The sequence below is a fragment of the Sphingobium sp. SJ10-10 genome, assembly GCF_036038995.2.
Taxonomy (GTDB): Bacteria; Pseudomonadota; Alphaproteobacteria; order Sphingomonadales; family Sphingomonadaceae; genus Sphingobium.
The window spans coordinates 669,006-693,174 of the sequence record NZ_CP158133.1 but is presented as its reverse complement, the minus strand read 5'-3'; the positions used below and the strand labels follow the sequence as shown (position 1 = coordinate 693,174).

Annotated in this window: 19 protein-coding genes and 2 pseudogenes; 10 read left to right on the top strand and 11 right to left on the bottom strand. The window is 63.2% G+C overall.

The genetic code is table 11. The annotated features are described in order from the left end of the window. The first annotated feature begins 288 nt into the window (after window positions 1-288). Complete coding sequence (locus VVT58_RS18710) at window positions 289-1,095, top strand: SDR family oxidoreductase (protein WP_158511786.1); 807 nt, start codon at window positions 289-291, stop codon at window positions 1,093-1,095. Window positions 1,096-1,149: 54 nt separating this feature from the next. Here VVT58_RS18710 and VVT58_RS18705 read toward each other — a convergent pair. After that, window positions 1,150-1,293: pseudogene (locus VVT58_RS18705) on the bottom strand (GlxA family transcriptional regulator); the annotation flags it as partial. A 14-nt stretch (window positions 1,294-1,307) separates the two neighbouring features. Further along, window positions 1,308-1,445, bottom strand: coding sequence for a hypothetical protein (locus VVT58_RS18700; RefSeq protein ID WP_327754509.1), 138 nt, complete (start codon window positions 1,443-1,445; stop codon window positions 1,308-1,310). 34 nt (window positions 1,446-1,479) lie between these two features. On the opposite strand from VVT58_RS18700, the pseudogene VVT58_RS18695 reads away from it, so the two are divergent. Next, window positions 1,480-1,939 (top strand): annotated as a pseudogene (locus tag VVT58_RS18695) (SDR family NAD(P)-dependent oxidoreductase); the annotation flags it as partial. Window positions 1,940-2,070: 131 nt separating this feature from the next. On the opposite strand, the gene VVT58_RS18690 reads toward VVT58_RS18695, so the two are convergent. From VVT58_RS18690 to VVT58_RS18680, 3 genes are all read right to left on the bottom strand, one after another. Next, on the bottom strand, window positions 2,071-4,245 hold the full coding sequence (locus tag VVT58_RS18690) for a bifunctional diguanylate cyclase/phosphodiesterase (RefSeq protein ID WP_237230117.1): 2,175 nt from the start codon (window positions 4,243-4,245) through the stop codon (window positions 2,071-2,073). Window positions 4,246-4,347: 102 nt separating this feature from the next. Continuing rightward, entirely contained in the window at window positions 4,348-6,531 is a 2,184-nt protein-coding gene (locus VVT58_RS18685) for a TonB-dependent receptor (RefSeq protein ID WP_066563552.1), read from the bottom strand. Between the two features lie 113 nt (window positions 6,532-6,644). Beyond that, window positions 6,645-7,937 carry a cytochrome P450 gene (locus VVT58_RS18680; RefSeq protein WP_066563554.1) on the bottom strand — a complete coding sequence of 431 codons (1,293 nt, stop codon included), beginning with the start codon at window positions 7,935-7,937 and terminating at the stop codon, window positions 6,645-6,647. 192 nt (window positions 7,938-8,129) lie between these two features. On the opposite strand from VVT58_RS18680, the gene VVT58_RS18675 reads away from it, so the two are divergent. The 6 genes from VVT58_RS18675 to VVT58_RS18650 all read left to right on the top strand — a co-directional run bounded on the left by VVT58_RS18675 (window position 8,130) and on the right by VVT58_RS18650 (window position 13,290). Continuing rightward, the gene (locus VVT58_RS18675; RefSeq protein WP_066563557.1) at window positions 8,130-8,678 is read left to right on the top strand and encodes a hypothetical protein; all 549 of its coding nucleotides are present in this window, start codon (window positions 8,130-8,132) and stop codon (window positions 8,676-8,678) included. A gap of 119 nt (window positions 8,679-8,797) precedes the next feature. After that, window positions 8,798-9,589 carry an acyl-homoserine-lactone synthase gene (locus tag VVT58_RS18670; RefSeq protein WP_327754510.1) on the top strand — a complete coding sequence of 264 codons (792 nt, stop codon included), beginning with the start codon at window positions 8,798-8,800 and terminating at the stop codon, window positions 9,587-9,589. Next, window positions 9,589-9,897: an acyl carrier protein gene (locus VVT58_RS18665; RefSeq protein ID WP_327754511.1), complete on the top strand. Its 309-nt coding sequence runs from the start codon at window positions 9,589-9,591 to the stop codon at window positions 9,895-9,897. Before VVT58_RS18670 ends, VVT58_RS18665 begins: the two co-directional genes overlap by 1 nt. Continuing rightward, window positions 9,894-10,760 carry a cyclopropane-fatty-acyl-phospholipid synthase family protein gene (locus VVT58_RS18660; protein ID WP_327754512.1) on the top strand — a complete coding sequence of 289 codons (867 nt, stop codon included), beginning with the start codon at window positions 9,894-9,896 and terminating at the stop codon, window positions 10,758-10,760. The genes VVT58_RS18665 and VVT58_RS18660 overlap by 4 nt, the downstream gene beginning before the upstream one ends. 25 nt (window positions 10,761-10,785) lie before the next feature. Continuing rightward, complete coding sequence (locus tag VVT58_RS18655) at window positions 10,786-12,546, top strand: fatty acyl-AMP ligase (protein WP_327754513.1); 1,761 nt, start codon at window positions 10,786-10,788, stop codon at window positions 12,544-12,546. A 126-nt stretch (window positions 12,547-12,672) separates the two neighbouring features. Next, window positions 12,673-13,290, top strand: a complete 618-nt coding sequence (locus VVT58_RS18650) for a hypothetical protein (RefSeq protein ID WP_066563574.1) — start codon at window positions 12,673-12,675, stop codon at window positions 13,288-13,290. Here VVT58_RS18650 and VVT58_RS18645 read toward each other — a convergent pair. Continuing rightward, on the bottom strand, window positions 13,272-14,192 hold the full coding sequence (locus VVT58_RS18645) for a LysR family transcriptional regulator (RefSeq protein WP_066563575.1): 921 nt from the start codon (window positions 14,190-14,192) through the stop codon (window positions 13,272-13,274). The genes VVT58_RS18650 and VVT58_RS18645 overlap by 19 nt on opposite strands. Before the next feature lie 84 nt (window positions 14,193-14,276). On the opposite strand from VVT58_RS18645, the gene VVT58_RS18640 reads away from it, so the two are divergent. Both VVT58_RS18640 and VVT58_RS18635 read left to right on the top strand, forming a co-directional pair. Continuing rightward, window positions 14,277-14,987: a CoA transferase subunit A gene (locus VVT58_RS18640; RefSeq protein ID WP_066563577.1), complete on the top strand. Its 711-nt coding sequence runs from the start codon at window positions 14,277-14,279 to the stop codon at window positions 14,985-14,987. Next, window positions 14,987-15,640, top strand: a complete 654-nt coding sequence (locus tag VVT58_RS18635; protein ID WP_327754514.1) for a CoA transferase subunit B — start codon at window positions 14,987-14,989, stop codon at window positions 15,638-15,640. Before VVT58_RS18640 ends, VVT58_RS18635 begins: the two co-directional genes overlap by 1 nt. Before the next feature lie 85 nt (window positions 15,641-15,725). On the opposite strand, the gene VVT58_RS18630 is transcribed toward VVT58_RS18635, so the two are convergent. From VVT58_RS18630 to VVT58_RS18610, 5 genes are all read right to left on the bottom strand, one after another. Then, a complete protein-coding gene (locus VVT58_RS18630) occupies window positions 15,726-17,435 on the bottom strand; it encodes an ATP-binding protein (protein ID WP_327754515.1) in 1,710 nt (569 codons plus the stop codon). 165 nt (window positions 17,436-17,600) lie between these two features. Further along, window positions 17,601-19,565 (bottom strand): acetate--CoA ligase, encoded by a 1,965-nt coding sequence (acs, locus tag VVT58_RS18625; RefSeq protein ID WP_327754516.1) that lies wholly within the window; start codon window positions 19,563-19,565, stop codon window positions 17,601-17,603. 8 nt (window positions 19,566-19,573) lie between these two features. Beyond that, window positions 19,574-20,026 (bottom strand): pseudoazurin, encoded by a 453-nt coding sequence (locus VVT58_RS18620; protein WP_066563589.1) that lies wholly within the window; start codon window positions 20,024-20,026, stop codon window positions 19,574-19,576. 220 nt (window positions 20,027-20,246) lie between these two features. After that, window positions 20,247-22,535 (bottom strand): TonB-dependent receptor domain-containing protein, encoded by a 2,289-nt coding sequence (locus tag VVT58_RS18615; RefSeq protein ID WP_327754517.1) that lies wholly within the window; start codon window positions 22,533-22,535, stop codon window positions 20,247-20,249. Window positions 22,536-22,764: 229 nt separating this feature from the next. Then, window positions 22,765-24,153 (bottom strand): porin, encoded by a 1,389-nt coding sequence (locus VVT58_RS18610; RefSeq protein WP_327754518.1) that lies wholly within the window; start codon window positions 24,151-24,153, stop codon window positions 22,765-22,767. Between the last annotated feature and the right edge of the window lie 16 nt (window positions 24,154-24,169).

Sequence of the window (24,169 nt, the reverse complement as noted above, 5' to 3'; positions counted from 1 at the left end):
TGATGCAGCCGAAACATCGCAATCTCGCTCAAGCCGCGGGGCCCGCGTGAGCGCAGATTGAACAGGCTGATTGCAGGAGAGCGGAATGGGAATTCTACTATTCACACAGAGTTAGACCGACCACATCTGGCAAGGTGAACCTGGTGCTACGTGGGCGGGTGAATATATATGTCACCTTGTCCATGAGGGTATTGGTCATGGTCCCGGTTGGACGGGACGCATATTGCGGCGGTTAAGAATTGGGCGCTTGCCCGTTCATCATTCCTCCATGTGCTAAAGGAAATCGATTTGTCTGGGAATCTTGGTACAGCGATCGTAACCGGGGCTTCTTCGGGTATCGGCAAGCTTTTCGCCGATCGTCTTGCCTCGCGCGGCTATGATCTCGTACTCGTCGCGCGGCGGGAAGACCGGCTTCGCGCTATCGCGGCTGATCTGGAAAGCCGTTTTTCGGTTCGCGCTGAAGTTCTGGTCGCCGACCTCTCCGATCCTGCGGGCGTTAGCTCCGTCTCGAAGCGCATTTCGGCCGATCCTTCGGTTTCGTTCCTGGTGAACAATGCCGGCTATTCCACGATCAAAACGCTGGTCGAAACGCCGGATGATGTCATCGCCAACATGATCGCCCTCAACGTCACGGCTTTGACGACCTTGTCGAAGGCCGCTCTCGTGCGCTTTACCGAGCGGGGTGCGGGCACGCTCATCAACATCGGTTCCGGCGCGGGTTTCGCGCCCTTCCCTGGCATCGGCATTCCTGTTTATGCGTCGACCAAGGCCTATGTGTATCTCCTGACGAAATATCTTCAGAACGAGGTCGAAGGCACTGGTGTGAATGTGCGGCTGATCCTGCCTGGCGCCGTGGTTTCCGAAGGATGGGACGTGGCGGGCGGCGCCGAGCTGGACCCGCTGCCGGACGCTATCGTCATGACGACCGAAGATTGCGTTGACTCGGTGATGTCGGGTCTGGAGCAGGGCGAGCCTGTCATCGCGCCGTCGCTGGCGGACCTGTCTCTCCTCGAAGCCTATGACAGCGCGAGTGGAACGCTCCTGCAATCCATGTTCAATGCCGAGCCTGCCGCGCGCTACGGCTTGAAGAAGTAAGGCCGCCTTCCACGTGCAAGGCATCACAGGTTGGTCGATGTCTTGCGCGATCGGACGGTCCTCCGGTCCGCTTATCTCGGCCAGCCGCGCCAGCCGGGCATCGGTCGCTCCGGTCGCCTGTAGCCAGTGCTGGACCTTCAGCACGGCCATGTCGCCATGGTCGAGCCTGGGCGAGAAATTGCTGTAATAGCGTTGCTCGTGCCACCAACTGCTCAGGCCGCGCTTGCGCGCGAATCGACGCCATCGGCTGCAAGGGCTCTTTGCAGCACCGCGATCATCGCGTCGGTCGAGCTGGATTCGCCGTCCTTCGCCTTGAGGCTGCAATTGAGGGCCAGGGCTTTCAAAACCATCGCATGTCTCCATCCGCTCCGGCGGTGCGTCGAACCGGGCTCGTCCCGAAGAACTCCCCGGCGAGCGACGAGTTCTTCGGGAAAGGAGATTTGCGATGCCCGCGAAGGGGCCGATGTCGCGATCTTCTACCTCTGCGAACATGACGACGCGAAAAGACCGCCGGGATCGTCCGGGCGGAAGGACGGCGGGCGAGCAACATCCCGACAGCGACATCAGCGAGGAACAGCTACGCCGCACCTTCCAGACCAACATCTTCGCCATGTTCTTCCTGACGCAAGCGGTCCGCCCGCATCTGAAGCGCGGGGCGGCGATCGTCAACTGCACCTCCATCACCATGTATCAGGGGTCGAAGGAACTGCTCGACTATTCCAGCACCAAGGGCGCGATCACCGCCTTCACCCGGTCGCTGTCCGAAAATCTGGCGTGCGACGACGCCAGCTACATGTCGGGGCAGGTGCTGCATCCCAATGGCGGGACGATTGTCAATGGATAGGGCTGATTGACTTGAAGCGCGCCGTGTTCCTGCGCAGGCAGGAACACGATGCGTATGGGGGCGGGACGAAATCCAAACCCGGCCAGGCCTGCGTCATGCTGGACGGCAAGAAGCCAGCGGCGATGACTCCCTCAGGCGGTCAGAGAGTCCGTCCGGCCTTCGCCCCGCGTCCCGCGCAAGGGCCAGGACGCGGCGCGCCGGTTCAGGGTGACGATGGCGCTGTTCTCGTTCCAGGACTGGATCAGCGCGGGGATATTCTCCGACGGCGCCGGCCTGCTGAAATAGAAGCCCTGGGCATAGTCGCAGCCCAGCGCCTTGAGCTTGATCGACTGGTCCGCTTCCTCGACGCCTTCGGCCACGACCTTCATGTTCAACGCACGTCCCAGCGTGATCAGCGCCGACACGATGGCGGCGTCGCTTTCGCGCGCCGTCACCCCGCTGACGAAGGAGCGGTCGATCTTCAACGTGCTGATCGGCAAGGACCGCAGGTGGGAAAGCGACGCAAAGCCGGTTCCGAAATCGTCCAGCGCCAGGGGGATGTGGCACCGATGCAGCTCATCGATCGACCGGCGCACGGTGTCCGATCCCGCGCCCAGAAAAACGCCTTCCGTGATCTCGATCTCGATCGCATGCGGCTCGATGGAAAACCGGTCCATCGTCTCGATCAGGCGTCCGGCAAAGCGTTCCCGCCGCAGTTCGGCCGAAGACACGTTGATCGCGACATGCCCCACCGGCAGGCCGCGCGCGCGCCAGGCGGCCATGTCGGCAAATACCTGGCTGGTCATCGTCTGGCCGATCATGTCGGCCACGTCATGATCGTCGAACGCCGCATAGATTTCGGCGGGCGAGCGAATGGTGCCGCAACTGTCGCGCCACCGCAGCAGCGCTTCGAACCCGACCAGCTCGCCGGTCTGCAACGACACTTTGGGCTGATAATAGCTGATGATCGTGCCGTCGCGCACGGCGGTCCTGGCCCGGTTGATCATGGCCACGCGTTCCTGCATGTCCTCCAGCAGCGACTGCTCGAACATCTGCATGCGCCCGCGTCCCAGCGACTTGGCGCGATAAAGCGCCAGGTCCGCATGGCGAAGAAGCTCCGTCGCGACACGCCCATCGTCGGGAAAGGTCGCGACGCCGATGCTGACCCGGCATTCGAGCGACCGGCCCGCGGCGAAAAAGGTCTCGCGAATGGTAAGGACGCGGTTGGCAAGGTCGGCAAGCTGCTGCCGGCTTTCGACATTCTCGATCAATATAGCGAATTCGTCGCCGCCCAGCCGCGCCACCACCGCATCGCCGGCGAAGATCTCCCTTAGCCGGGCAGCGAAACTCTTCAACAGCTCGTCACCGGCATGATGACCCATCAGGTCGTTGACGTCCTTGAAATTGTCGATGTCCAGTAGGAACACGCCGACCTTCTTGAAGTCGGTCAGCGCCTTGGCAAGCGCCTTGTCCAGACAGGCGTTGAACATCGCCCGATTGGGCAGTTCAGTCAGCGAATCATGCTCGGCATTCCAGCGTATCTGCTCCTCGATCAGCACGCTTTCATGGATATCCTCGGTATAGCCATACCAGCGGATGATCTGGCCTGAATCGTCGCGCCGGGGATAAGCCTGCGCCCGCATCCAGCGATATTGGTCGTTGACCATCAGGCGCACGCGCACGTCGAAGGGTTCGCCGGTGGCGTGGGAATGAGCGACGCGCTGGGTCACCGGCTCGATATCGTCGGGATGAGTAGCCGAAAGCCAGCCGGACCCTTCCGCTTCGTCCCGCTCAAGGCCGGTATTTTCCAGCCAGCGATCGGTGAAGTCGATGATCCGGCCTTCCGCATCGGCAATCCAGGGAAGCTGCGGATTATATTCGACGATCAGACGCAGATTTTCCATGCTACGCCGAAGCAGTTCGATTTCCGCATGCTCGATCGTAACGTCGACCACTACCAGATCGACGGCCGTCCAACCCAGGGGGGTGCACCGTGTCCGCGCAATGACCCGAACATTTTTCAGGCCGCCATCATCCCCGTTCAGCGTCAGGGCCGCCTCGGCCTCCTGCCCCTTCCGGACCGCACGGATGAACTGGAAAACCGGCCTGCGCAATATGCCGCGAACGCCGCGAAGCCAGTGAAACAGCGGCTGCGAATCCATAAGGCCGAAACGGTGCGCCGCAGCGGGATCCGCGTGAAGCAGGCCATTGCCGTCCACCACGCATCGCAAAACGCCAGCTGACGCCAGGATCTGCTGGTCGCCATCCATCGGGTCCTGCCTGTCTTCCCATTCATCAGGTGACCGCGATGAAATCTGGTCCGCCATCCCACTCCCGCTGTCCCGGCGCCAATCGCGCCACGAATTATTCACCATCTGCTGGCTAAGATTTGATTAATGGCCCGTCCCATGGGCCGCCGCGCAGCATGTTCAAAATGTCGAGGAAAGGCTGACGCCATAGGTGCGGGGCGCGCTATAAGCCGCCGTTCTAAATACACCCAATCCGGATCGATCGTCCGCATAGGTCTTGTAGATCTTGTCGGTCAGATTCCTGACCCAAGCGGCGATATCCCATTTGCCGTGGCGCAGGCCGAGGCGAAGATTAACCAGAGTGCGCGGACCGGATTTGAAGCTGTCGGAATTGGTCGGCTCGAAAAAGACGGTCGAGCGATGGTCCACGTCCGCCCGGGCGAAGATCGTTCCGAAGGTTACCGGAACCTCGTAGCTGACGGCGCCATAGCCCGAAAAATGAGGCGCCAGCACCAGATCCTTGCCGGCACAGTCCGTGCTGCCCCCGCCGACCGAGTCCGGGACGCCGCAATTGTCGAACGTCTTGTAATGGGCGTCGAGCACGGCGGCATTCCCCTCCAGCCGAAGCCGTGAGGACAGTTGCAGCGCCAGCTCTCCCTCTACACCCTCTATCTGCGCGCGGCCGGCATTGGACAGCGCCAGCGCGCTACCCAGAACCTGCGACACCTGCAACCGGTCATAATCGGTGTGGAAGGCCGAAACATTGAGCCGAAGCCGCTTGTCGAGGGTCAATGTCTTGAAGCCAATCTCGTAACTGGTCGCTTTTTCCGGGCTGGCGGTCAGGCTGGCGCTACGTAAGGATACCAGATCGACATTATAGGCGGCACTCTTGAAACCGCGCGAAAAGCGGGCGTAAAGATTGGTGTTCTGCGCAACCTCATAGGAAAGGCTCGCGCTCGGCGACAGGTCGTCGTCGGTCGATCCGTCATCGAAGGTCAGGTCCAGAAAACCCAATTTGGGAAAAGTGCCGGTAATATCGTTCTGCTCGAAATGGGCGCGCTTCTTTTCCCGCGTATAGCGCAAGCCCCCCGAAAGCGAGAGGCGGTTGGTCAGCTGATAGTCGAGCCGTCCAAAAATCGCGCGGCTTTCCGTTTTAACGCTACCTCTGGTGGTCAGGAGATTATCGCTGGGCAAAAGAAACGGCAGCGCCGGCTGTAAACTGGCGCCCAGCCCCAATCCCCGGTCGGTATGCACCATCTGGTCGAAATAATAGGCGCCCAGCAAATAGCGGAGCTTGCCGGCCTCGCCCGCCAGCCGCAGTTCTTGGCTGAAGAAATGCGAATCGTCGCTGAAATTATCCGCCGAAACGAAGTCCACCTGTTCCTGATCGTCGTCCAGCGACGCATCATAGGAGGAATCCCGGTAGGCGGTGATGGAGGTCAGCGAGATCGCATCGGACGTCCATTCGCCGGTCAGCGAAATTCCCTGGCTGTCGCGGTGGAGCCGATTGGGGAGGTTGTTGTTGATATGCAGCGGCTCCCTCGACGGAAAATCCGCCGGATAGCCGGCCAGCGCATCGGCCTGGAAGAAGGCCGGAACGCCACGGTCCCGCAGGCCGTCCCAGCGCGCGACGAAGGACAATTGGTCGGTCGGCGCGAATTTGGCGGACAGACGCCAGGTGAGCAGATCGGTCGATCCGGCGTCCTGCCCGCCTGAGAGATGCTTGTAGAAACCGTCCTGCCGGGCATAGGCTATCGCGCCGCGTACCGAAAAACGGTCGTTGAGGCGCGCGCCCAGCACCGCCTCGCCGCGGCGATAATCATAATTGCCTGCATCGAACCGGACAGACAGGCCGGGATCGGCGTCAGGCTGCTTGGTCTGAACATTGATCACGCCGGCAATGGTGTTCTTGCCATATTCGGTTCCCTGCGGACCGCGCGCGATCTCGACCCGGTCGATGTCCAGCAGATGCTGAACAAAATTTTCCGGCCGCCCCACATAGACGCCGTCCACATAGATGCCGACGCCGGTTTCCAGCCCGATATTGCGGACCAGCGTGGAAATGCCGCGAATGGAGATCTGGCCCTGCAACTGCCCGGCAATGCCGCCGCTGATATCGACGTTGGGCGCGACGCGAGTCAAATCGGTGATGCCCTGCAGGCCCGCCGCGACAATCGTGTCGCCAGAAATGCTGGTCACGGACACCGGCGCCTTGAGCAGCGGCTCCGACACCTTGCGCGCCGTCACCATGATGTCCGCATCATTCCGGACCTGCCCCCATGCAGCGCCGGACGACGCCATTCCCACCACCGCCGAGGCCAGAAGCCTCCACTTCCAACGCCGGTTATAACCCCTATTATGCATGACCCATGTTTTCCGTTATATTTTCGAATGCCTCTCCCTTTAGACAGCCTTGGTAAACTGGTGGTTAAACTCTCTCTACGTGCTTCTCCGGATCGGACGGGCCTGGCGGACCATCAATAAGGGGTCAGTTCGACCTCGATATGCCGGAAGCCGTTTACGAAATTCGCATGGACGCGGCGCACATCGCCCACCACATTCACCTGCAGCCGCCGCTTCATCAATTCTTCGAGCAGGATGCGAAGCTGCAATTCCGCCAGGCGGGCGCCGACGCAGCGATGGATGCCATGGCCGAAGGACAGATGACGCCTGGCATTGGCGCGCGACAGGTCCAGCCGGTCGGCATCGGGAAAGACGGCTTCGTCGCGATTGGCGGAAATATACCAGAGCGCCAGCTTGTCACCGGCCGCGATCCTGTGTCCGGCCAGTTCGCAATCGGCGGTCGCCGTACGTCGCATATGGGCGATCGGCGTATGCCAGCGGATGATTTCCTGGACCGCATTGGGCAACAGGCTCTCGTCCGCGATCAGCTTCGCCCGCTCATCGGGAAAGCGGTCCAGCCCCAATATCGCGGCGGACATGCTGGTGCGGGTGGTGTCGTTGCCGCCGACGATCAGCAAAGCGAGATTGCCGATGAATTCCATCGGCCCCATTTCCGACATGCTGTCGCTGCGGATCATCATCCCCAACAGGTCGACCCCCTCCGGACTGGCGCGCCGCTCTTCCCAGAGAAGGTGGAAATAGGTCGCCATTTCGGTGAGCACCTCCCGCCGGACCTGAAACAGTTCCGGGATACGCGCCGCCTCCATATGTCCGGCCCAGTCGGACCAGAAGGTCAGCAGATGCCGGTCCTCCCAGGGGAAACCCAATATCGTCGCCAGCATGCTGGTGGCGAGTTCGATCGACACCTTTTCGACCCAGTCGAAACGGCTGCCCACGGGCAGGCTGTCCAGCACCGCCCCCGTATGCGCGCGCAGCTTTACCGCGAGTTCCGCGATATGCGCCGGGGTGAAGGCCGGCGCCACGGTCTTGCGCTGCGCACTATGTTCGGGTTCGTCCATGGCGATGAACATGGGTAGCTGAAATTCCTCGCCCGGCGCGGGGTCGGCGATGGTGATGCCGCCATATTTCCAGGAGGAGGAAAAAAGATCGGGCTTCCCCTCCACCTCGCTCACCAGCGCATGGCTGCAGACATTCCAATAGTCGCCATAGGCGGTTCCCTCCACCCGGTTCAGCGGCGCGGATTCGCGCATCTGCCTGAACAGCGGTTCCCAGCTCGCCCGCGAATAGAGTTCCGGGCGGCTCGTATCGCCCGCTATGACGGGCGCGGCCTGATCCTCACCATGGGAGGCCAGCCATTCATCGACCGCATGATCGGCAGAAGGTTCGGTTCGGTAGGTCGGCCGCATGTTGTCCCCATCGTTAATGTCTCTTCGCTAACCGACCTTTTGCCTTTCCTCTGCCATGTCAAGCACCTGTCGCTCGACAACGCGCTCAGGGCTCGCTCTGCCGCAAAGAGGAAGCGGACCGTCGGAGGGTCCGCTTAACCCGCTTTTAAGACCTGCGCGGCATGGTGGCAGGCAGTTGTCGCGTGAGGAACCATGAGCGAATATATCCCCAGCCTCCAGCTTCGCGCCGGAAGTTCGACCACCGCGGCCGATTTCATCGCGGGCGTCGACACCACCCTCACTATCGACAGCCTGGTGACGCGCTTCAGCCAGGCGCTGGGCCTGCAGGCCGCCAGCCATGCCTGTTATGAGGTCGACGGCGAAACCCGGCGCTTCCTGTTCGGTGAAACCGGCTGGTGCGGGCCGATCGCACAGCCGGAGAAGCTGCCGCGGCTCTGCTTTCCCATCACCGGATGGGACGAGAAGCGATATGAGGTCGAAATCCGGCTGCTCAGCACGCTGGAAAGCGGGCAAGAGCGGGCGAACCTGCACGCCATGGCCACGCTGTACCTGTGCCGGGGCATCGCCCTGCTGGACGCGCAGGACGATCTGGCCGCCCCGTCGCTCACCGAAACCGAGCTTTTCTGCCTCCACCAGCGGCAGGCGGGATGGTGCGATCTCGATATTGCGGAGGCTCTGGACCGTTCCGTGCAGGCGGTCAAAGTCCATGTTCAGCGCGCCCAGCGCAAGCAGGCCGCCTAAGCCCCCTTTGCCGATTGGATTTTTTGCCGGGCCGATGAATTGCGGCCTGCAACTTTCCGATGACCTCCCCAGCATAATATGCTAGAGGCGCAGCCGCTGCATGCGGGAGACGAACGGATTTGATTCATCTGATTTCGAAGAACAATTCCGCACTTTACCAGGACGAGATCAGAGATTTGCACCAGGCCCGCGCGGAGGTGTTCGTCAACCAGCTTGGCTGGGATCTCAAGGTCAAGGACGGGTTGGAATATGATGAATATGATGATGCGCGCGCGAGCAACATCATAGGGTTTTCGACCGAGAACCGGGTCGTCATGGGGCTGCGTTTCCGCCCCACGGACGACTGTTCCATGCTGCTCGACCATTTTTCGCACGTCCTGCCGGCCGGCATCCGCCCGATCGACGACGGGCGCACCTGGGAACTGAGCCGGGGATTCTGCATTGAACGGGGCATGCGCCGCCACAATCTGCGACGGAAGGCCGCGTGCATGATCGCGCCGCTGGAACTGGCCTATGAGGCCGGGATCGACCGCTGCGTCGGCTTCACCGATGTCCGCATGCTCAGCTTTTGTTATGGCGTGGGCTGGAAACTGACCCTGCTCGGATCGGCCATGGACTATGGCCAGGGGGAAGCGGTCGCCTATGAGGTGGAAGTATCTCAGGCCGCGCTGAACGAGATGCGTCAGATGTGGGGTCTGCCCAAGCCGTCGCACATCACCATCGACGACCTCCTTCCAGGGGAGAAGAGCGTGCATGTCGCGGCAGCCCGGCTGGCGCGCGAGAATCCGGAACTGCAAAAGATCGCGGCCCAGCCGGAGATCGGTTCCGTCACACACCCATCCGCCACGACGCAGGCGGATGGTTATTATGGCAGTTTCGGGACAACCCGATTGTCTGCAGGGGGGCATTGATGAATTTCGACCTTATTCGACAAGCGACAGCAGAGGAGATCGAAGCGTGGATCGTGGCGCGCATCGCTGAAATAGTGAATGTGGCGCCCGCCGCCGTGTCGCCGGACGCGCCGTTCGACAGTTTCGGCATCGATTCCGCCAAGGCGATTTCGCTGATGGTGGAACTGGAAAACTGGCTGAACCTGCCCGACGAACTGCCGCTGGAACTGCTGTTCGAGGCGGAGGCGATCCGCGACGCGGCGGCGGGCATCGCCGCGGCAGTCAACGACATGGCGGCGCAACAGGCACAAGGCTCCGCCGCGCAATGATCCAGGACGAACAGATCGAATATGGCGGCTCGGCTGCCGCCATCCGCCACCATTATGATGTCGGCAACGACTTTTATTCGGCCTGGCTGGACCCCACCATGACCTATTCCAGCGCGATGTGGGACGGATTGCCCAAGGACGCGCCGCTGGAAGAGGCGCAGCAGCGCAAGCTCGCCTATCATGCGGAGTCGGTCGGCGCGGCTGGCGGCATGCGGATATTGGACGTGGGCTGCGGCTGGGGCGGCATGATGCGCAATCTGCGGCGCAGCTATGGCGTTGCCGAATGCGTCGGACTGACGCTCAGCGAGGAGCAGCTCGCCTATATAGAAGGGCTGGGCGATCCGGGCATCAGCGCGGTCCTGTCCAACTGGCATGACTATCGCCCCGACAAGCCGTTCGACGCGATCATTTCCGTCGGCGCGTTCGAACATTTCGCCCATCCGCAGCAGAGCGTGGACGAGCGCCGTGGGGTGTACCGCGAGTTCTTCCAGGCCTGCCGCGACTGGACGGCGGGCAAGGGACGGCTCTCGCTCCAGACCATCGCCTATGGCAAGATGTCGCCGGAGGATGCCAATCCCTTCATCTCGAACGAGATTTTCCCAGCGGCGGAGCTGCCCACGCTGGAGGATATCGTCGTCGCGTCCAAGGGGCTGTTCCGCATCGAAAGGCTGCGCGACGATGGGTTGGACTATGCGCGCACCTGCGAAATGTGGAGCAACAAGCTGCGCGGCGCGGTGAGAAGCGGCGTGGTCGATCCGGACATCCATCCGGTCGAGAAATATTCCCGCTATCTGCGCATGTCGGCCGCCGGTTTCCGCATGCGCAAGATCGGATTGCTTCGGATAGCCTTCGCGGCGGAATAACAAGATCATCGGGTTCGCAAAAAAGATGCAGATAGACTTTAGTCGATCGATAATCGACATCGTCCTTGGCCATGAAAATACCGTTCCGGATCGGCCCGCGCTGATATTCGACCTGGGCGAAGGGCCGCAGGACAGCCTGACCTATGCGCAAACTGCGGCTCGGGTCAGGCAGCTTGCCGGCGCCCTGTCGGCGCGGGGACTGGCCGGTCGCCGGATCGCCCTGCTCTTTTCGGCGGGCACCGATTTCGCGCTCGCGCTGCTGGCCTGCCTTGCGGTGGGCGGCGTCGCCATTCCGGTCGCGCCGGTCGGGCGGCGGCGGGCAAGGTTGCAGAATATCCTGAGCATGCTGGGCGACATCCGGCCCGATTGCATCATGCTGGACGACAGCATGGCAGGCCAATTCGGGCAGGAACTGTCCGCCGCGCTTCCCGGCGCCATACATTATCTCGAATTTTCCGCCCTAGGGCAGGGGACGCATCCCTTCACGCCCCTCACGCTGAAGCCGGATCAGCTTGCCGTGCTCCAGTTCACCTCCGGCACCACGTCGAACCCCAAGGGGGTGATGATCACCCATGGCAACATCATCGCCAATGAGACGATGATCCAGGCCGCCTTCGGCCACAGCCAAGATTCCCATTTCGTCGGCTGGGTACCGCATTATCACGACCAGGGGCTGTTCGGTAATATATTGCAGCCGCTGTTCCTGGGCTCGACCTGCGTGATCACCTCGCCAGCCGCGTTCATCAACAAGCCGATGTCGTGGCTGCACCTGATTTCCCGCTATCGCGCCCATACCAGCGGCGGCCCGAATTTCGGCTATGACCTGTGCGTCGACTATGCCACGCGCCGGGGTATCCCGGAACTGGACCTGTCGAGCTGGCGGGTCGCCTTCAACGGCGCGGAGCGGGTCCGGCCCAGCACGCTCGACCGTTTTGCCGAATGCTTTGCCGATGCCGGTTTCGACAAGCGCGCCTTCCTGCCCTGCTATGGGCTCGCGGAATCGACGCTGGTGACGATCGCGGTGCCGCCGCAAAGCGAGCCGGTCGTCAGAACCTATGACAGCCGCGCTTTGGCCGCCGGTCGGGCGGAGGAAAGCGCCGAGGGACTCGACCTCGCTTGCTGCGGCCCAGCCATGGCAGGGGCGGAGGCACGTATCGTCGATCCCAAGACGGGCGAACCGCTGCCCGATGGCTCAGTGGGCGAAATCTGGCTGCGGGGTCCGCATATCGCGGTGGGCTATATCGATAATGAAGCGGCGACGGAGGCGACCTTCGGCGGGCGGCTGGATGAAGGCGGGCCGTTCCTCCGAACGGGCGACCTGGGCTTTTCCACGCCCGAGGGTTTTTTCATCGTCAGCCGTCTCAAGGACACGATCATCGTGCGCGGCCGCAACTATGCGCCCAGCGATGTCGAACATATCTGGTCGGAACTGTCCGGAACGGTCGGCCAGGCCAGCGCCGCCGCCGTCGAGATCGAGATCGGTGACGTGCAGCACATCGTCCTGATCGCGGAGATGAAGCGGGACAAGGCCCGGTCGCTGTCCGACGAAATGTTGCAGGAAACCGCCGGCAAATTGCGCGCCATCGCCATGGAGCGGCTGGAACTGAGCATCACCGATCTGGTGATGGTGCCCGCCAGCGCGATTCCCCGCACAACGAGCGGCAAGGTGCAGCGGAAACAGGCAGGCAGGATGCTGATGGACGGGGATCTCACCATCATCGGCATGACAGGACCACTGGCGCAGGCCTTTCAGCCGTCCCGGCAAAAGGCTTCGGCCGCGGGCTGAGATCGGCCGAGCGAAAAACCATTTGGGGATGCCGGACTCGTTTCTTGATGCCCGGCCTTCAGAAGCGTAAACTTGCGTTCGACTTTGGAGGCCCGACCAACTGCATCAGGTGGAGAGGATGGCCCGATGATTCACGCGTCATTGCCGATGCGCCGGACCAGGAGATGGGCGGCCCTGGCCTCCCTGCTGCTGGCGGCGACCGCTGGTCCGGCCCTCGCCCAGTCGATGATCCTTCCCGAAGGCATGACCATCCAGTTGGAGACGCGTCAGGAGCTTTCCTCCAAATCAGCGCGCGTTGGCGACCCGGTGGAGCTGGCGGTCGCCAAGCCGGTCACGATCGGGGGCGTGACGTTGATCCCTGCGGGCAGCCCGGCGGTCGGAGAGGTCAGCCGGGCCAGGGACAATGGCCTGTTGGGCCGGTCCGGCAAGCTGGACATCAAGGTCAGCACGGTCAAGGCGGGCGGAATCGACGTGCCGGTGCGCGGTGAGCGCAATGCAAAGGGCAAATCCGGCACGCTAGGCGCGGTGGGCGCGGGCATCCTCTTCCTGCCGCTGGCGGTGATCATCCGGGGCAAGGACGTCAAATTACCCTCCGGCACGCTGTTCGAGGTCTATGTCGACAGGGAGGTTAACATCGGATCGAACGCCGCCCCTGCCGCGCCCGGTGTAACGGCCCCTTATGAAGGCCGGGAGGCGCCCACCAGCATCAAGACCATCGATCCCAATCAGGCATTGGGTTCCTGATCGCCATCGCCCTCTGGTCCCAGACGAAGCGCGCTGGCGCGATCGAATATCGCATGAGTCACCGGATCATTGTCGGAAATGCGCTTCGCGACATGGAAGTCGATGGGCGCCAGCGCCGGCATCCCCTCCAGCTCGACCAGAGCGCCGCTCATCAGGTCGTCGCGGGCCATGGGCTCGGGGAAAATGCCGATCCCGCCCCCGTCCTTGGCGATGTCGATCATCATCCGCGCATTGTTGCACAGGTTGAGCGATTTATGCGCGATCCGCGACGCGGCGATCGCATCGCGCATGCGCCCGTAAATGGGTGAATGGCTGGCCAGCGACCATATCGGGATCGTGCGATCCCCCGCATCGCCGTGAAATGACGCAGCGACGGCAGGACTGGCGAGCCAGGCCAGGCGAACCGCCCCGATCGGATGGGACTGGAGCGACGGATGCGCCACAGGCCCGGCTGCGAACGCGATGTCGGTGCGCCCGGTCAGCAATTGCTGGATCAGGTTGGCGGTGAGGTCGATTTCCAGTTCCAGGCTGACATGCGGCATATCCGCCTTCAATTGGGACACGAAGGGAGGCAGGCAGCTTGCGGCGGCGATCTCCCCTGCCCCGATTCGGATCACGCCGGTCGCTTCCTCCAACCCTCCACAGCGCAGGAGCATGCTCTGCAGATCGCTCCAGAGCGGTCCGCAATCGCGCACCAACTGGCGTCCGGCCGGGGTGAAAGACATGGTCCGGCCTTCGCGCCGAAACAGGCGGACGCCCAGATGGCCCTCCAATTCCCGCACGCGCGCCGAAATGGTGGGCTGCGTCGTGTTCAGCCGTTCGGCGGCGGCGGCGAACGTACCGAGCCGGTCGATCCAGAGCAGGGTTTCGAGATGGAAGAGGCCGATGCGATTGATAGACATTATTTTTGGTTAGAGCAAAAAACAAATCATTAGAAATGATAAATCCTTCCCGCCAGAATGGCCATTCGAAGGAGATGCATGCTTATGGTCAAAAAGCTTTATTCGGATGCTGCGAGCGCGTTGGAGGGTCTGCTCTTCGACGGGATGCAGCTATGCGCGGGGGGTTTCGGCCTGTGCGGCATCCCTGAGCGGCTGATCGACGCGATCCGGGATTCGGGCGTCAAGGATCTGACCATCGCCTCCAACAATGCCGGGATCGACGGCGAAGGGCTAGGCAAGCTGCTGCGCACGCGGCAGGTCAAGAAGATGATCTCCTCCTATGTCGGTGAGAATAAGGAGTTCGAGCGGCAATATCTGGCCGGCGAGCTGGAGGTGGAGTTCTGCCCCCAGGGAACGCTGGCCGAGCGCTGCCGGGCCGGCGGCGCGGGCATTCCGGGCTTCTACACCAAGACGGGCGTGGGAACCGCCGTGGCCGAGGGCAAGGAGGTCAAGAGCTTCGACGGGCAGGACTATATCCTGGAGCGCGGCATCTTCGCGGATGTGGCGATCATCAAGGGCTGGAAGGCCGATGAGAGCGGCAATCTGATCTTCCGCAAGACGGCGCGCAACTTCAACCAGCCCATGGCGACGGCGGCGAAGATCTGCGTGGCTGAGGTCGAGGAAGTGGTGCCGACGGGCAGCCTCGATCCCGATGCCATCCATCTGCCGGGCATTTATGTGAAGCGCATGATCGTCGGCGCACCCTATGACAAGAAGATCGAATTCCGCACCGTTCGCCAGAGGGAGGCTGTCTGATGCCCTGGACGAGAGATGAAATGGCCGCCCGCGCGGCGAAGGAACTGCAGGACGGTTTCTATGTGAACTTGGGGATAGGCATTCCGACGCTGGTGGCGAACCATATCCCGGCGGGCGTGGAAGTGACGCTCCAGTCGGAGAATGGGATGCTGGGCATCGGTCCCTTCCCCTATGAGGGCGAGGAGGATGCCGACCTCATCAACGCGGGCAAGCAGACGATCAGCGAACTGCCACAGTCGGTCTATTTCTCCAGCGCCGACAGTTTTGCCATGATCCGGGGCGGGCATATCGACCTGACCGTGCTGGGCGCGATGGAGGTCGCGGAAAATGGCGACATCGCCAACTGGATGATCCCCGGCAAGATGATCAAGGGCATGGGCGGCGCGATGGACCTGGTCGCGGGCGTCAAGAAGATCATCGTGGTGATGGAACACACGTCCAAGGACGGCAGCCCCAAGTTCATCCCGGCCTGCACCCTGCCGCTGACCGGCAGGAATGTGGTCGACATGATCGTCACCGACCTTTGCGTCTTTCAGCGGCCCGACCATGACAGCCCGTTCCGCCTCGTCGAACTCGCTCCGGGCGTGACGGCGGAGGAAGTCGCCGCCAAGACCAGCGCGCATTATACGGTCGACGCTGTTCAACCCGCTTGAAAAATAAGGGATAACCCGTCATGCCGGCCTCGTTCGGCATGACGGGTTATTCCGGCCTGATCCTCCGACTTGAAAATGCCCCCGGTCAGATCGCCTGCGCGCGGGCCGCGGCTATACAGGCCTGCAAATGCTGGTGCCGGAACGGCTTTGACAGGCGGGTGATGTCCGGCGCGATCAGGTCGACCCCCTCATAGCCTGATATGATGAGCAAGGCGATGTGCGGGTGATCGACACGCAGGCGCAGCGCCAGCTCCACCCCCGTCATCCCCGGCATGATATGGTCGGTGATGAGGATGTCGGGCCGATCGCCGGACTCGATCATGCCAAGGGCGCGTTCGGCGCGGTCGGTGTCGATCACCTCATAGCCCATGTCGATCAGCATTTCGCGCGTGCTGTTCCGGACAAGGTCATTATCGTCCACCAGCAGAACCTTCCCCGAACGCTCTTTGGATCCCTCTTCCACGACCGGGAGATCGACCTTCGGGCTGGGCGCGCGCTCGATGGGAAGCCAGAGCCGGATGCTGGTGCCCTTGCCGACGGCGCTGTCGATTTCCACCATGCCCCCCAATTGACCGGCAAGGCCATGGACCATGGACAGGCCGAGCCCCGTGCCATGCCCGGACGGCTTGGTCGTGAAAAAGGGCTCCATCGCCGCCGCCTTGACCGCCGGAGGCATGCCGGTGCCGTTGTCCGTGACGGTGAGGCAGACATATTGGCCGGGCGCAAGCGCGGCGGGTAGCCGGTTGCGCCTGGCTTCCCCCTTGATGCTGAGCATGCCGCCATCGGGCATGGCGTCCCGGCTGTTGACGGCCAGATTGAGCAGCGCGACTTCAAGCTGATGGGCGTCCGCGCGAACCGGCGGCAGCATCGCCTGCAGATCGATCGACAGCGCGATCCGTGGCCCTAGCGTGCTGGCAAGCAAATCCTGCATGCCGCCGAGCAGAGCTGGCAGCTCGACCGCCTTGGCGGCAAGCGGCTGACGACGGGCGAAGGTCAAGAGCCGCTGGACCAAAGTCTGGGCGCTTTCCGCCGCCTGCATGGCGATGGTGGCATGCCGCTCGATGGACTCCGGCGTCCTCTTCCCCGACAGGATCAGGTCCAGCCCCGCGACGATCGGCATCAGCAGATTGTTGAAATCATGGGCGACATGGCCGGTCAACTGGCCGAGCATGTCCAGCTTCTGGACTTGGCGCAGACTGTCCTGCGACCGTTCCAGTTCGCTGGTGCGTTCCCGGACGCGATGTTCGAGCTGGTCGTTCAGCGCTTCGAGCGACGCAAAGAGGCGCCCATTTTCCAGCGCGGTGGATGCGGCGCGGGCCAGGCCTTCCAGCAGCGCGATCTCATTGTCGGTGGGCTGGGCGAATTCGGACCAATAGGCGCCGAGCGCGGCGATGGGTTCGATGCGGCCGATCGGCACCATCACCATGGACCGCACGAAAGTGGTGCGATAGGCCTCGACCGGCACGCGATCATCATCGAAAACGTCCGGGATCACCACTGTCTGATGATGCTCCATGGCCCACCCAGACACGCAGCTTGAGGCGGGAAAGCGCTGCCCCGCCCAGAGCGGCTCCATCGAATCTTCCGCGATATAATGGCACTGGTCCTCATCGCGGAGGACCACCGCAATGCCGTCCGCCCCGACGGCACGGCGCGCGAAGGCCCGCAACACATAGGTCACCGCCTCCATGGACCGCGCCCCGGCCAAAGCCTCCATGGCCTCGGTGGCGATGCCCCACCGCGCCGCCAACGCCTTTTGTTCGGCACCCCGTTCGCTTGCCAATTTCCTATCCATCGACAACCTTTTGCCTCGGAACCGCGCCTCTTCCTATCATTGGACGCGGCCGATCACAAAGCGATTATGATCAATGGTTTAGGAGCAGGGCTTGGCCAGTGGCCGTCAATTTTTCCTTAACCCTGCGCTTTCGGCAAGCAACGCCGGGTGGGAAAGAAGGTCGACTTATCCCGCCCGGCTCCGGATCAATTCCTCCACGATTGCCGGGTCGGCCAGCGTCGATATGTCCCCCAACGCCTGAGCGGACATCTCGCCCTCCGCGATCTTGCGCAGGATACGGCGCATGATCTTGCCGGAACGGGTCTTGGGCAGTCCCGGCGCGAACTGGATGACGTCGGGCGTGGCGATCGGCCCGATTTCCTGCCGCACCCATGTCACCAACGACTTGCGCAGCGCCTCATCGGCAACCTCGCCGCTGTTGAGCGTGACATAAGCGTAGATGCCCTGCCCCTTGATGTCGTGCGGGAAGCCGACCACCGCCGCCTCGGCCACCGCCTCATGCAGCACCAGCGCGCTTTCGACCTCCGCCGTGCCCATGCGATGGCCCGACACGTTGATCACGTCATCAACGCGCCCGGTGATCCAATAATCCCCATCCGCATCGCGCCGACAGCCGTCGCCTGTGAAATACAGCCCCGGATAGGTGGTGAAATAGGTCTGGAAGAACCGTTCATGATCGCCCCACACCGTCCGCGCCTGACCCGGCCAGCTCCGCGCAATGCAGAGATTGCCCTCGCCCGCGCCCTCCACGGCCACGCCGTTGCCGTCCACCAGCAAAGGCGCAACGCCGAAGAAGGGCTTGGTCGCGGCCCCCGGCTTGAGGTCGGTCGCGCCCGGCAGCGGGGTGATCATGTGCCCGCCCGTCTCCGTCTGCCACCAGGTATCGACGATCGGACAGCGCCCTTCGCCCACCACCTCATGATACCAGCGCCAGGCTTCGGGATTGATCGGCTCGCCAACCGTGCCCATCAGCCGCAGCGAAGCGCGGCTGGTGCGGGTTACGAACGCGTCCCCCTCCTGCATCAGCGAACGCAGCGCGGTCGGCGCCGTATAGAGCGTCGTCACCTGATGCCGGTCGACCACTTCCCAGATGCGGGACGGCGTGGGCCAGTTGGGCACGCCCTCGAACATCAGGGTCGTGCCCCCATTGGCGAGCGGCCCATAGACGATATAGCTGTGCCCCGTGACCCAGCCGACATCGGCGGAGGACCAGAACACCTCGCCGGGCCGATGGTCGAAGGCGAGATCGAAGGTCATCGCCGCCCAGAGCAGATAACCGCCGGTCGAATGCAGCACGCCCTTGGGCTTGCCCGTCGATCCGGAGGTGTAGAGCAGGAACAGCGGGTCTTCCGCGGACATCGCCTCCGCCGGGCAGTCGGCGGAAACGCTTGACGCCAGTTCGTCATAATAAGCGTCGCGGCCCGGCTCCATCGCCACGTCGCCGCCGGTCGCCCGGACGACGATCACGCGTTCCAGCATCGGCGCCAGCGCCGCCGCCGCATCGACATTGTGCTTGAGCGGCACCGTCTTGCCGCCGCGCCGGCCTTCATCGGCGGTGATGACGATCCTGCTGTCGCAATCGGTGATCCGGCCCGCCAGCGCTTCAGGCGAAAAACCGCCGAACACCACCGAATGGATCGCGCCGATCCGCGCGCAGGCGAGCATCGCGAAGGCCGCCTCCGCTATCATCGGCAGATAGAGCGTCACCCTATCGCCGCGTCCCACGCCCGCGCCCTTCAACACATTGGCGAAGCGGCAGACTTCCTCATGCACCTGCCGATAGGTAAAGCGCCGCGCCGGTTCGCTCGGGTCGTCCGGCTCCCAGATGATCGCCGTCTGGTCCCCGCGCTCGGCCAGATGCCGGTCGAGGCAATTGGCGGACACGTTCAGCATGCCGTCGCTGAACCATTTGATGCCGAAATCGCTTTGCGCAAAGCTGCTTTCATCGGCGCGGGTCGGCTCGCGCAGCCAATTCAGCCGCTTCGCCTGCTCCAGCCAATAGGCGTCGGCATCCTCGATCGAGCGGCGATAGCCGGCGGCATAGCCCGCCGCATCGACCTTCGCCTTTGCCGCCCAGTGGGGCGGCACGGGGTAGATGTCATCGCTTCTTTGCGCAGGGATGTTCAGCATCGGCCCGTTCACTTCACTTTGGCGAGCGCGGCGGTCATCCGCTTGGCGGCGAAAGGCGGCAGCTTGACCGCCTTGGCGGCGGCAAGATCGGCCGGAGCCACCTTGCCCACCTGCACCAGCGCCACCATGCCCATCGAATAATGCGGCATACACTTGATGCCGTAGAGGCCCGGCTTGGTCACGGTCAGCACCGCTTCCTTGTTCATCATGCCCTTCATCGGCGTGGCGCCAACGGGCAGCATGTTGGGCATGGTTTCGGCATTATGGCTGGGGTTGGTCGGCTGGAACCGGATGGTGTCGCCCACCGCCGCCTTCACGAAGGACGGTTCGAACACCATGGCGCCGTCCGCGCCCTGGTTCTTCATATGGACGACGATATCCTTGGCCTGCGCCGACAGCGGCGCCAGCGTCAGAAGCGTAGCGGCGGCGATGCCGCCCAGGGTGATGCGAATGTCGGTCAAGGCTCTCTCCCAGGAAAATTGGCTTTGGCGCAAGATGACGCAGCGCGGCGGATCGCCGCAATGGGCCTTTGGTCCTAGGGCTGATCGGCTGGATGAAGGCAGGCATGGGTGGATAGGGGACGGTCTGCTTCGCGCTGTTTCCCTTGAAGCGCATCGTGCTCCTGCGAAGGCAGGAACACGGATGCGCTCAATGGCAGCTAATGGCCAAAGACCATTCCCCTCAAAACTTCGCCTTCACCCCCGCATACCAGCGACGCGGCGCACCCGGCCCATAAGCGCGTGGATCGGACGCATCCGGCGCCTCTTCCATCACCACCTCCCCCACGTCGCTGAACGTCCCGAAGGTCGCATATTTCCGGTCCAACGCATTGCGCAGTTCCCCGAACAGCGTCACCCCCGGCACAAGGTCGATCCCGGCGCGCAGATTGACCACCGCATAGCCCCTCAGCCGCGCCTGATCATTCCCCTCGTCACCCACCAGATATTGCCCAGACCGCGCAATCACATCGCCGCCGATCGACCATCCCCGCGCAACAAAGTCCAGCGACAGCGCCGCGCTATGACGCGGGACGCCGGGCAGCCGGTCGCCGGGCCGCACGAAGATCACCCCCGCTTCATCCGCCGCCGGATTGGCGGGACTGGAAAGCGCCAGCTCATGCCGGTAAGTCGCATCGGTGAAGGCATAGCTGAAGCCGCCGGAAAAGCCGCCCCGCTTCGCCTTCAGATTGAACTCCACGCCCTGCCGCCGGGTCGCGCCGATGTTGCGGAACCAGGCCCGCCCACGAATGTCCGACGCCACATATTGAATGTCGTCGCGGTTGCGCGCGCGATAGGCCGACAGCAGCCATTCGAGCTGAAATCCACCCAGCCGCCCCTGCCCGCTCGCGCCCGCCTCCCAGCTTTTGGCGACGACCTGTCTCAGCGGCGGATCGGCGATGAAGAAATTGGCGAGGCTGCACGGCGCATTCTCATCCGCGCAGGAGAGTTCAGCGGGCGTCGGCGCGCGATTGCTTTCCGCATAGCCCGCCCGAAGGCTCAGGCCTCCCGACAGCGTATAGTCGAATTCCACGCCGGGATTCAGCCGCTCGAACCGATGGTCGCCATTGAGTGCCGTGCCAATCCGGTCGCGCATGACGATCGCGGCGTGATTATAGCGCAGCCCGATCTCCGCCGAGAGCCGCTCCGTCAAGGGCAGCCGGTCCTGCGCGAACACCCCCCAATAGCTGGCACGAGCCACCAGCCCGACCGGCCCGATAGCGCCATCCTCCTGCACGATGGCCGGCCCCCACTCCTCAACGCTGCGATCTTCGGTCAGCGCGCCCAATAGGGTCGAGGCGCCGAAGCGGCTGCGGCTCGTGTCATAGCTCATGCCGATGGCGAGCTGATTGCTGCCCCCAAGCACAGGCCGCTCGTCGATGATCTGCGCCAGGGCACCCATCGCCCGGCTGTCGAGCCGACCACGGTTGAGCACGCCATAGCCTTCGCCGCCCAGCACATCGGCAATCGCGTGGCCGCCCGCGTCCGTCAGCAGCGCCTCTTCCCCGCCATCGACGGTTTCCAGGCAAAGCAGTCCATCCCCGCACCCCTGGATATCGGCGGCATCGCCGTTCACCGTGCGCAGCTTCAACCGCTGGGCATAAAGCGTGCCCTCGATCCGCGTCCGCTCGCTCAACGCTACCCAGGGATGCAGGCTGACCCGGCCATAGCGCGCCTTCGCATTGTCCGGCCAGGTGAAGACCGCGCTTCGGTCCGCCGCCAGCAGTTCCACCGGCGCAACGCCATTGCCGGTCAGGTCGGTATCCGCGCCGACCCATTTCAGATGCAGCCCGCCCGTCGCTGTATCGAAGCCCAGATCGGCATAGCCATTATACAGCGTCGACGGCGAATGGTCGCGCCAGCCATTCTCATGACGGTACTGGAACGCGCCGAACGCGCTAAAGTCGCCCTTGCCGAAACCGCCCGCCACGCTTGCCTCCCGCGCGCCGAAGCGGCCGCCGGTCAGGCTTGCCTCCAGCCCCGGATCGCTGAGCCCCGTCTTGGTGTCGATCACCATCGCACCGCCCAGCGCGTTGAGACCATAGACGGCGCTGCTGTCGAACAGTGTGAAGCTGCCGATGGCGGCCTCGGGCAGCAGGTCGAAGGCGACCGTATCGCCAAAGGGCTGGTTGAAGCGCGCACCGTCAAGATAGACCGCCAGCCCCTGCGCCTGCCCCTGCAGCGGCGAGGCGGTGAAGCCGCGATAGACCAGATTGGGCTGCCACGGATTGCCCTGCGCATCCTGCAAGGTGACGCCGGCGATGGACCGGGTGAGCGCGCCCAGCAGATCCGGTGTTCCGGCGCGGTTGATGTCGGCACTGGTCAGGCGCAGCGCATCATCGGCATCGACCGCGCCGCCCGGCGCGGTGACGATGATCGCCTGCCGCTCCGCATCGGCATTGGCGGTGTCGGCCTCTGCCCGTCCAGCCAGAAGCGCCCATGCCATGCCCGCCAGCCACAGGCCTTTCCTCATCCCCGATCCTTTTTATCTGCCCATGAAAAGGGCCGCACCCTTGGTAGGATGCGGCCCCGTCCCGTGACATTGGTCCTTGGGTCGGCTTAGGGTGCGTGAGGATTCAGCCCATGGCGGGCTGCAAATGCCGAATTTCTGCGCTTCCGGTGCTCACGTACTGAAGTACGCTGCGCGCCGGTTCTCGAAATCCACCATTTTCGCCTCACCCTGGGCTGAATCCCCACATACCCTAGAAGAACAGGATCGCCCCCGCCGCGATCGCGTCGGAACTCGCCTGATTGCCGTTATGCGCTTCCGACTTGGTGTGGACATATTCGCTGAGCAGCGTGACCCAGCTCGTCAGGCCATAGCGGACCTGCCCGACCCAGCTCGAATTCTTGTCCACCAGCGTCGGATTGGCGAGCGCGTCGGCGGCATTGGCATAGTCGAGATTGCTCTCGCCATAGCTGCCGCCCACAGAGAATTTTCCGAAGCTCGCCAGCCCTTGAAGATAGAAGCCATGGCTGTCGCGCTTATTGCCCAGGCCATCGGTATCGAACAGGTTGAGCGCCGTCGTGCCAAGGCCCGAGGCATCATAATAGGTGCCGACCAGCGTCAGCGGCCCCACCGTCACCTTCGCGCCCGCGTCCCAGCCCCAGCCGGTATAATCGGGGCCAGCGATCACATTATGCTTCTGCCGGATGCCCGCGGCCCAGAGGCGCGTCGCCACGCCGCCGAACTTGCCGTCATAGACCAGCTTGCCCTGGAAGCCCGGCTCCTTGTTGGACTCATCCGGCCCGGTCAGCGAGGAGAGCGGCTCGAAGATGCCGATGCTGGCGGTGAAGCCGCTGAAATTGGGCGTGGTATAGGTGATCTGAGGCTGGAAGTCGGTATAGATATAACCGACGCCGATCCGCCCCAGCGTGGTGTTCGACGGCGCGACATTGCCCGCCGGCGTGCCCGACGACAACAGGGTGATGTCGTTCAATATCTGCTCCGAAGCGAACAGGCCGATATCGCGGCCGATCTTCACTTCGCCAAAGCCGGGGCGGCCAAAGGTCAGATAGGTCTGGCGGAAATCGATGCCCGCCGTCTGAAGCCCGCGCGGATTGCCGGGGCTGTTCGCGCCGCCGCCCGAATAGCTGACGGAGTTGATGCCCGGATACATGCCGAAATGCGCGCCCACGTCCCAGCCGCCCTGGTTGGTCGTGACCTCCACCTTCAGGAAGCCGGGGAGCAAGCCGTTGCGTATGGCCGAACTGTTGCTGCCCACGGTCGCCACGCCGCCCACGACGCTGTTGGTGGCGCTGGGCGCCTCGCCATTGTCATGGACGTAGAAGCCGTTGACCGAGCCGGAAAATTTCAGCGTCACGCCGCCCATTTCGAAGCCCACGCCACTATCGGTCATGCGAACGGTCCGCCCGCCGCCTGACGCATCGGGCGTTACCGGAGGCGCCGCAGGGGCTGCCGCCGCCTCTGCGCTCTCATTCTTCAGCAGTTCCTGATATTCATCGTCGGAGAGAATACCCTTTTCATGCAGCCGCTTCAGCAGATCGGCCGTCGTTCCCGCCATGGCTGGCGTAGCAGTCGCGCAAAGCAGCCCCATGGCCGCGCTCGCGAGGAGCAGCGTCCTTTTCATAACATCCTCCCTCTTA

Bases quoted from the DNA above. Each gene is read 5' to 3' on its own strand.
- VVT58_RS18700 (WP_327754509.1), bottom strand. From the start codon at position 1,445: ATGGTTTTGAAAGCCCTGGCCCTCAATTGCAGCCTCAAGGCGAAGGAC.
- VVT58_RS18690 (WP_237230117.1), bottom strand. From the start codon at position 4,245: ATGGCGGACCAGATTTCATCGCGGTCACCTGATGAATGGGAAGACAGG.
- VVT58_RS18685 (WP_066563552.1), bottom strand. From the start codon at position 6,531: ATGCATAATAGGGGTTATAACCGGCGTTGGAAGTGGAGGCTTCTGGCC.
- VVT58_RS18680 (WP_066563554.1), bottom strand. From the start codon at position 7,937: ATGCGGCCGACCTACCGAACCGAACCTTCTGCCGATCATGCGGTCGAT.
- VVT58_RS18675 (WP_066563557.1), top strand. From the start codon at position 8,130: ATGAGCGAATATATCCCCAGCCTCCAGCTTCGCGCCGGAAGTTCGACC.
- VVT58_RS18665 (WP_327754511.1), top strand. From the start codon at position 9,589: ATGAATTTCGACCTTATTCGACAAGCGACAGCAGAGGAGATCGAAGCG.
- VVT58_RS18660 (WP_327754512.1), top strand. From the start codon at position 9,894: ATGATCCAGGACGAACAGATCGAATATGGCGGCTCGGCTGCCGCCATC.
- VVT58_RS18655 (WP_327754513.1), top strand. From the start codon at position 10,786: ATGCAGATAGACTTTAGTCGATCGATAATCGACATCGTCCTTGGCCAT.
- VVT58_RS18650 (WP_066563574.1), top strand. From the start codon at position 12,673: ATGATTCACGCGTCATTGCCGATGCGCCGGACCAGGAGATGGGCGGCC.
- VVT58_RS18645 (WP_066563575.1), bottom strand. From the start codon at position 14,192: ATGTCTATCAATCGCATCGGCCTCTTCCATCTCGAAACCCTGCTCTGG.
- VVT58_RS18640 (WP_066563577.1), top strand. From the start codon at position 14,277: ATGGTCAAAAAGCTTTATTCGGATGCTGCGAGCGCGTTGGAGGGTCTG.
- VVT58_RS18635 (WP_327754514.1), top strand. From the start codon at position 14,987: ATGCCCTGGACGAGAGATGAAATGGCCGCCCGCGCGGCGAAGGAACTG.
- VVT58_RS18630 (WP_327754515.1), bottom strand. From the start codon at position 17,435: ATGGATAGGAAATTGGCAAGCGAACGGGGTGCCGAACAAAAGGCGTTG.
- acs (WP_327754516.1), bottom strand. From the start codon at position 19,565: ATGCTGAACATCCCTGCGCAAAGAAGCGATGACATCTACCCCGTGCCG.
- VVT58_RS18615 (WP_327754517.1), bottom strand. From the start codon at position 22,535: ATGAGGAAAGGCCTGTGGCTGGCGGGCATGGCATGGGCGCTTCTGGCT.
- VVT58_RS18610 (WP_327754518.1), bottom strand. From the start codon at position 24,153: ATGAAAAGGACGCTGCTCCTCGCGAGCGCGGCCATGGGGCTGCTTTGC.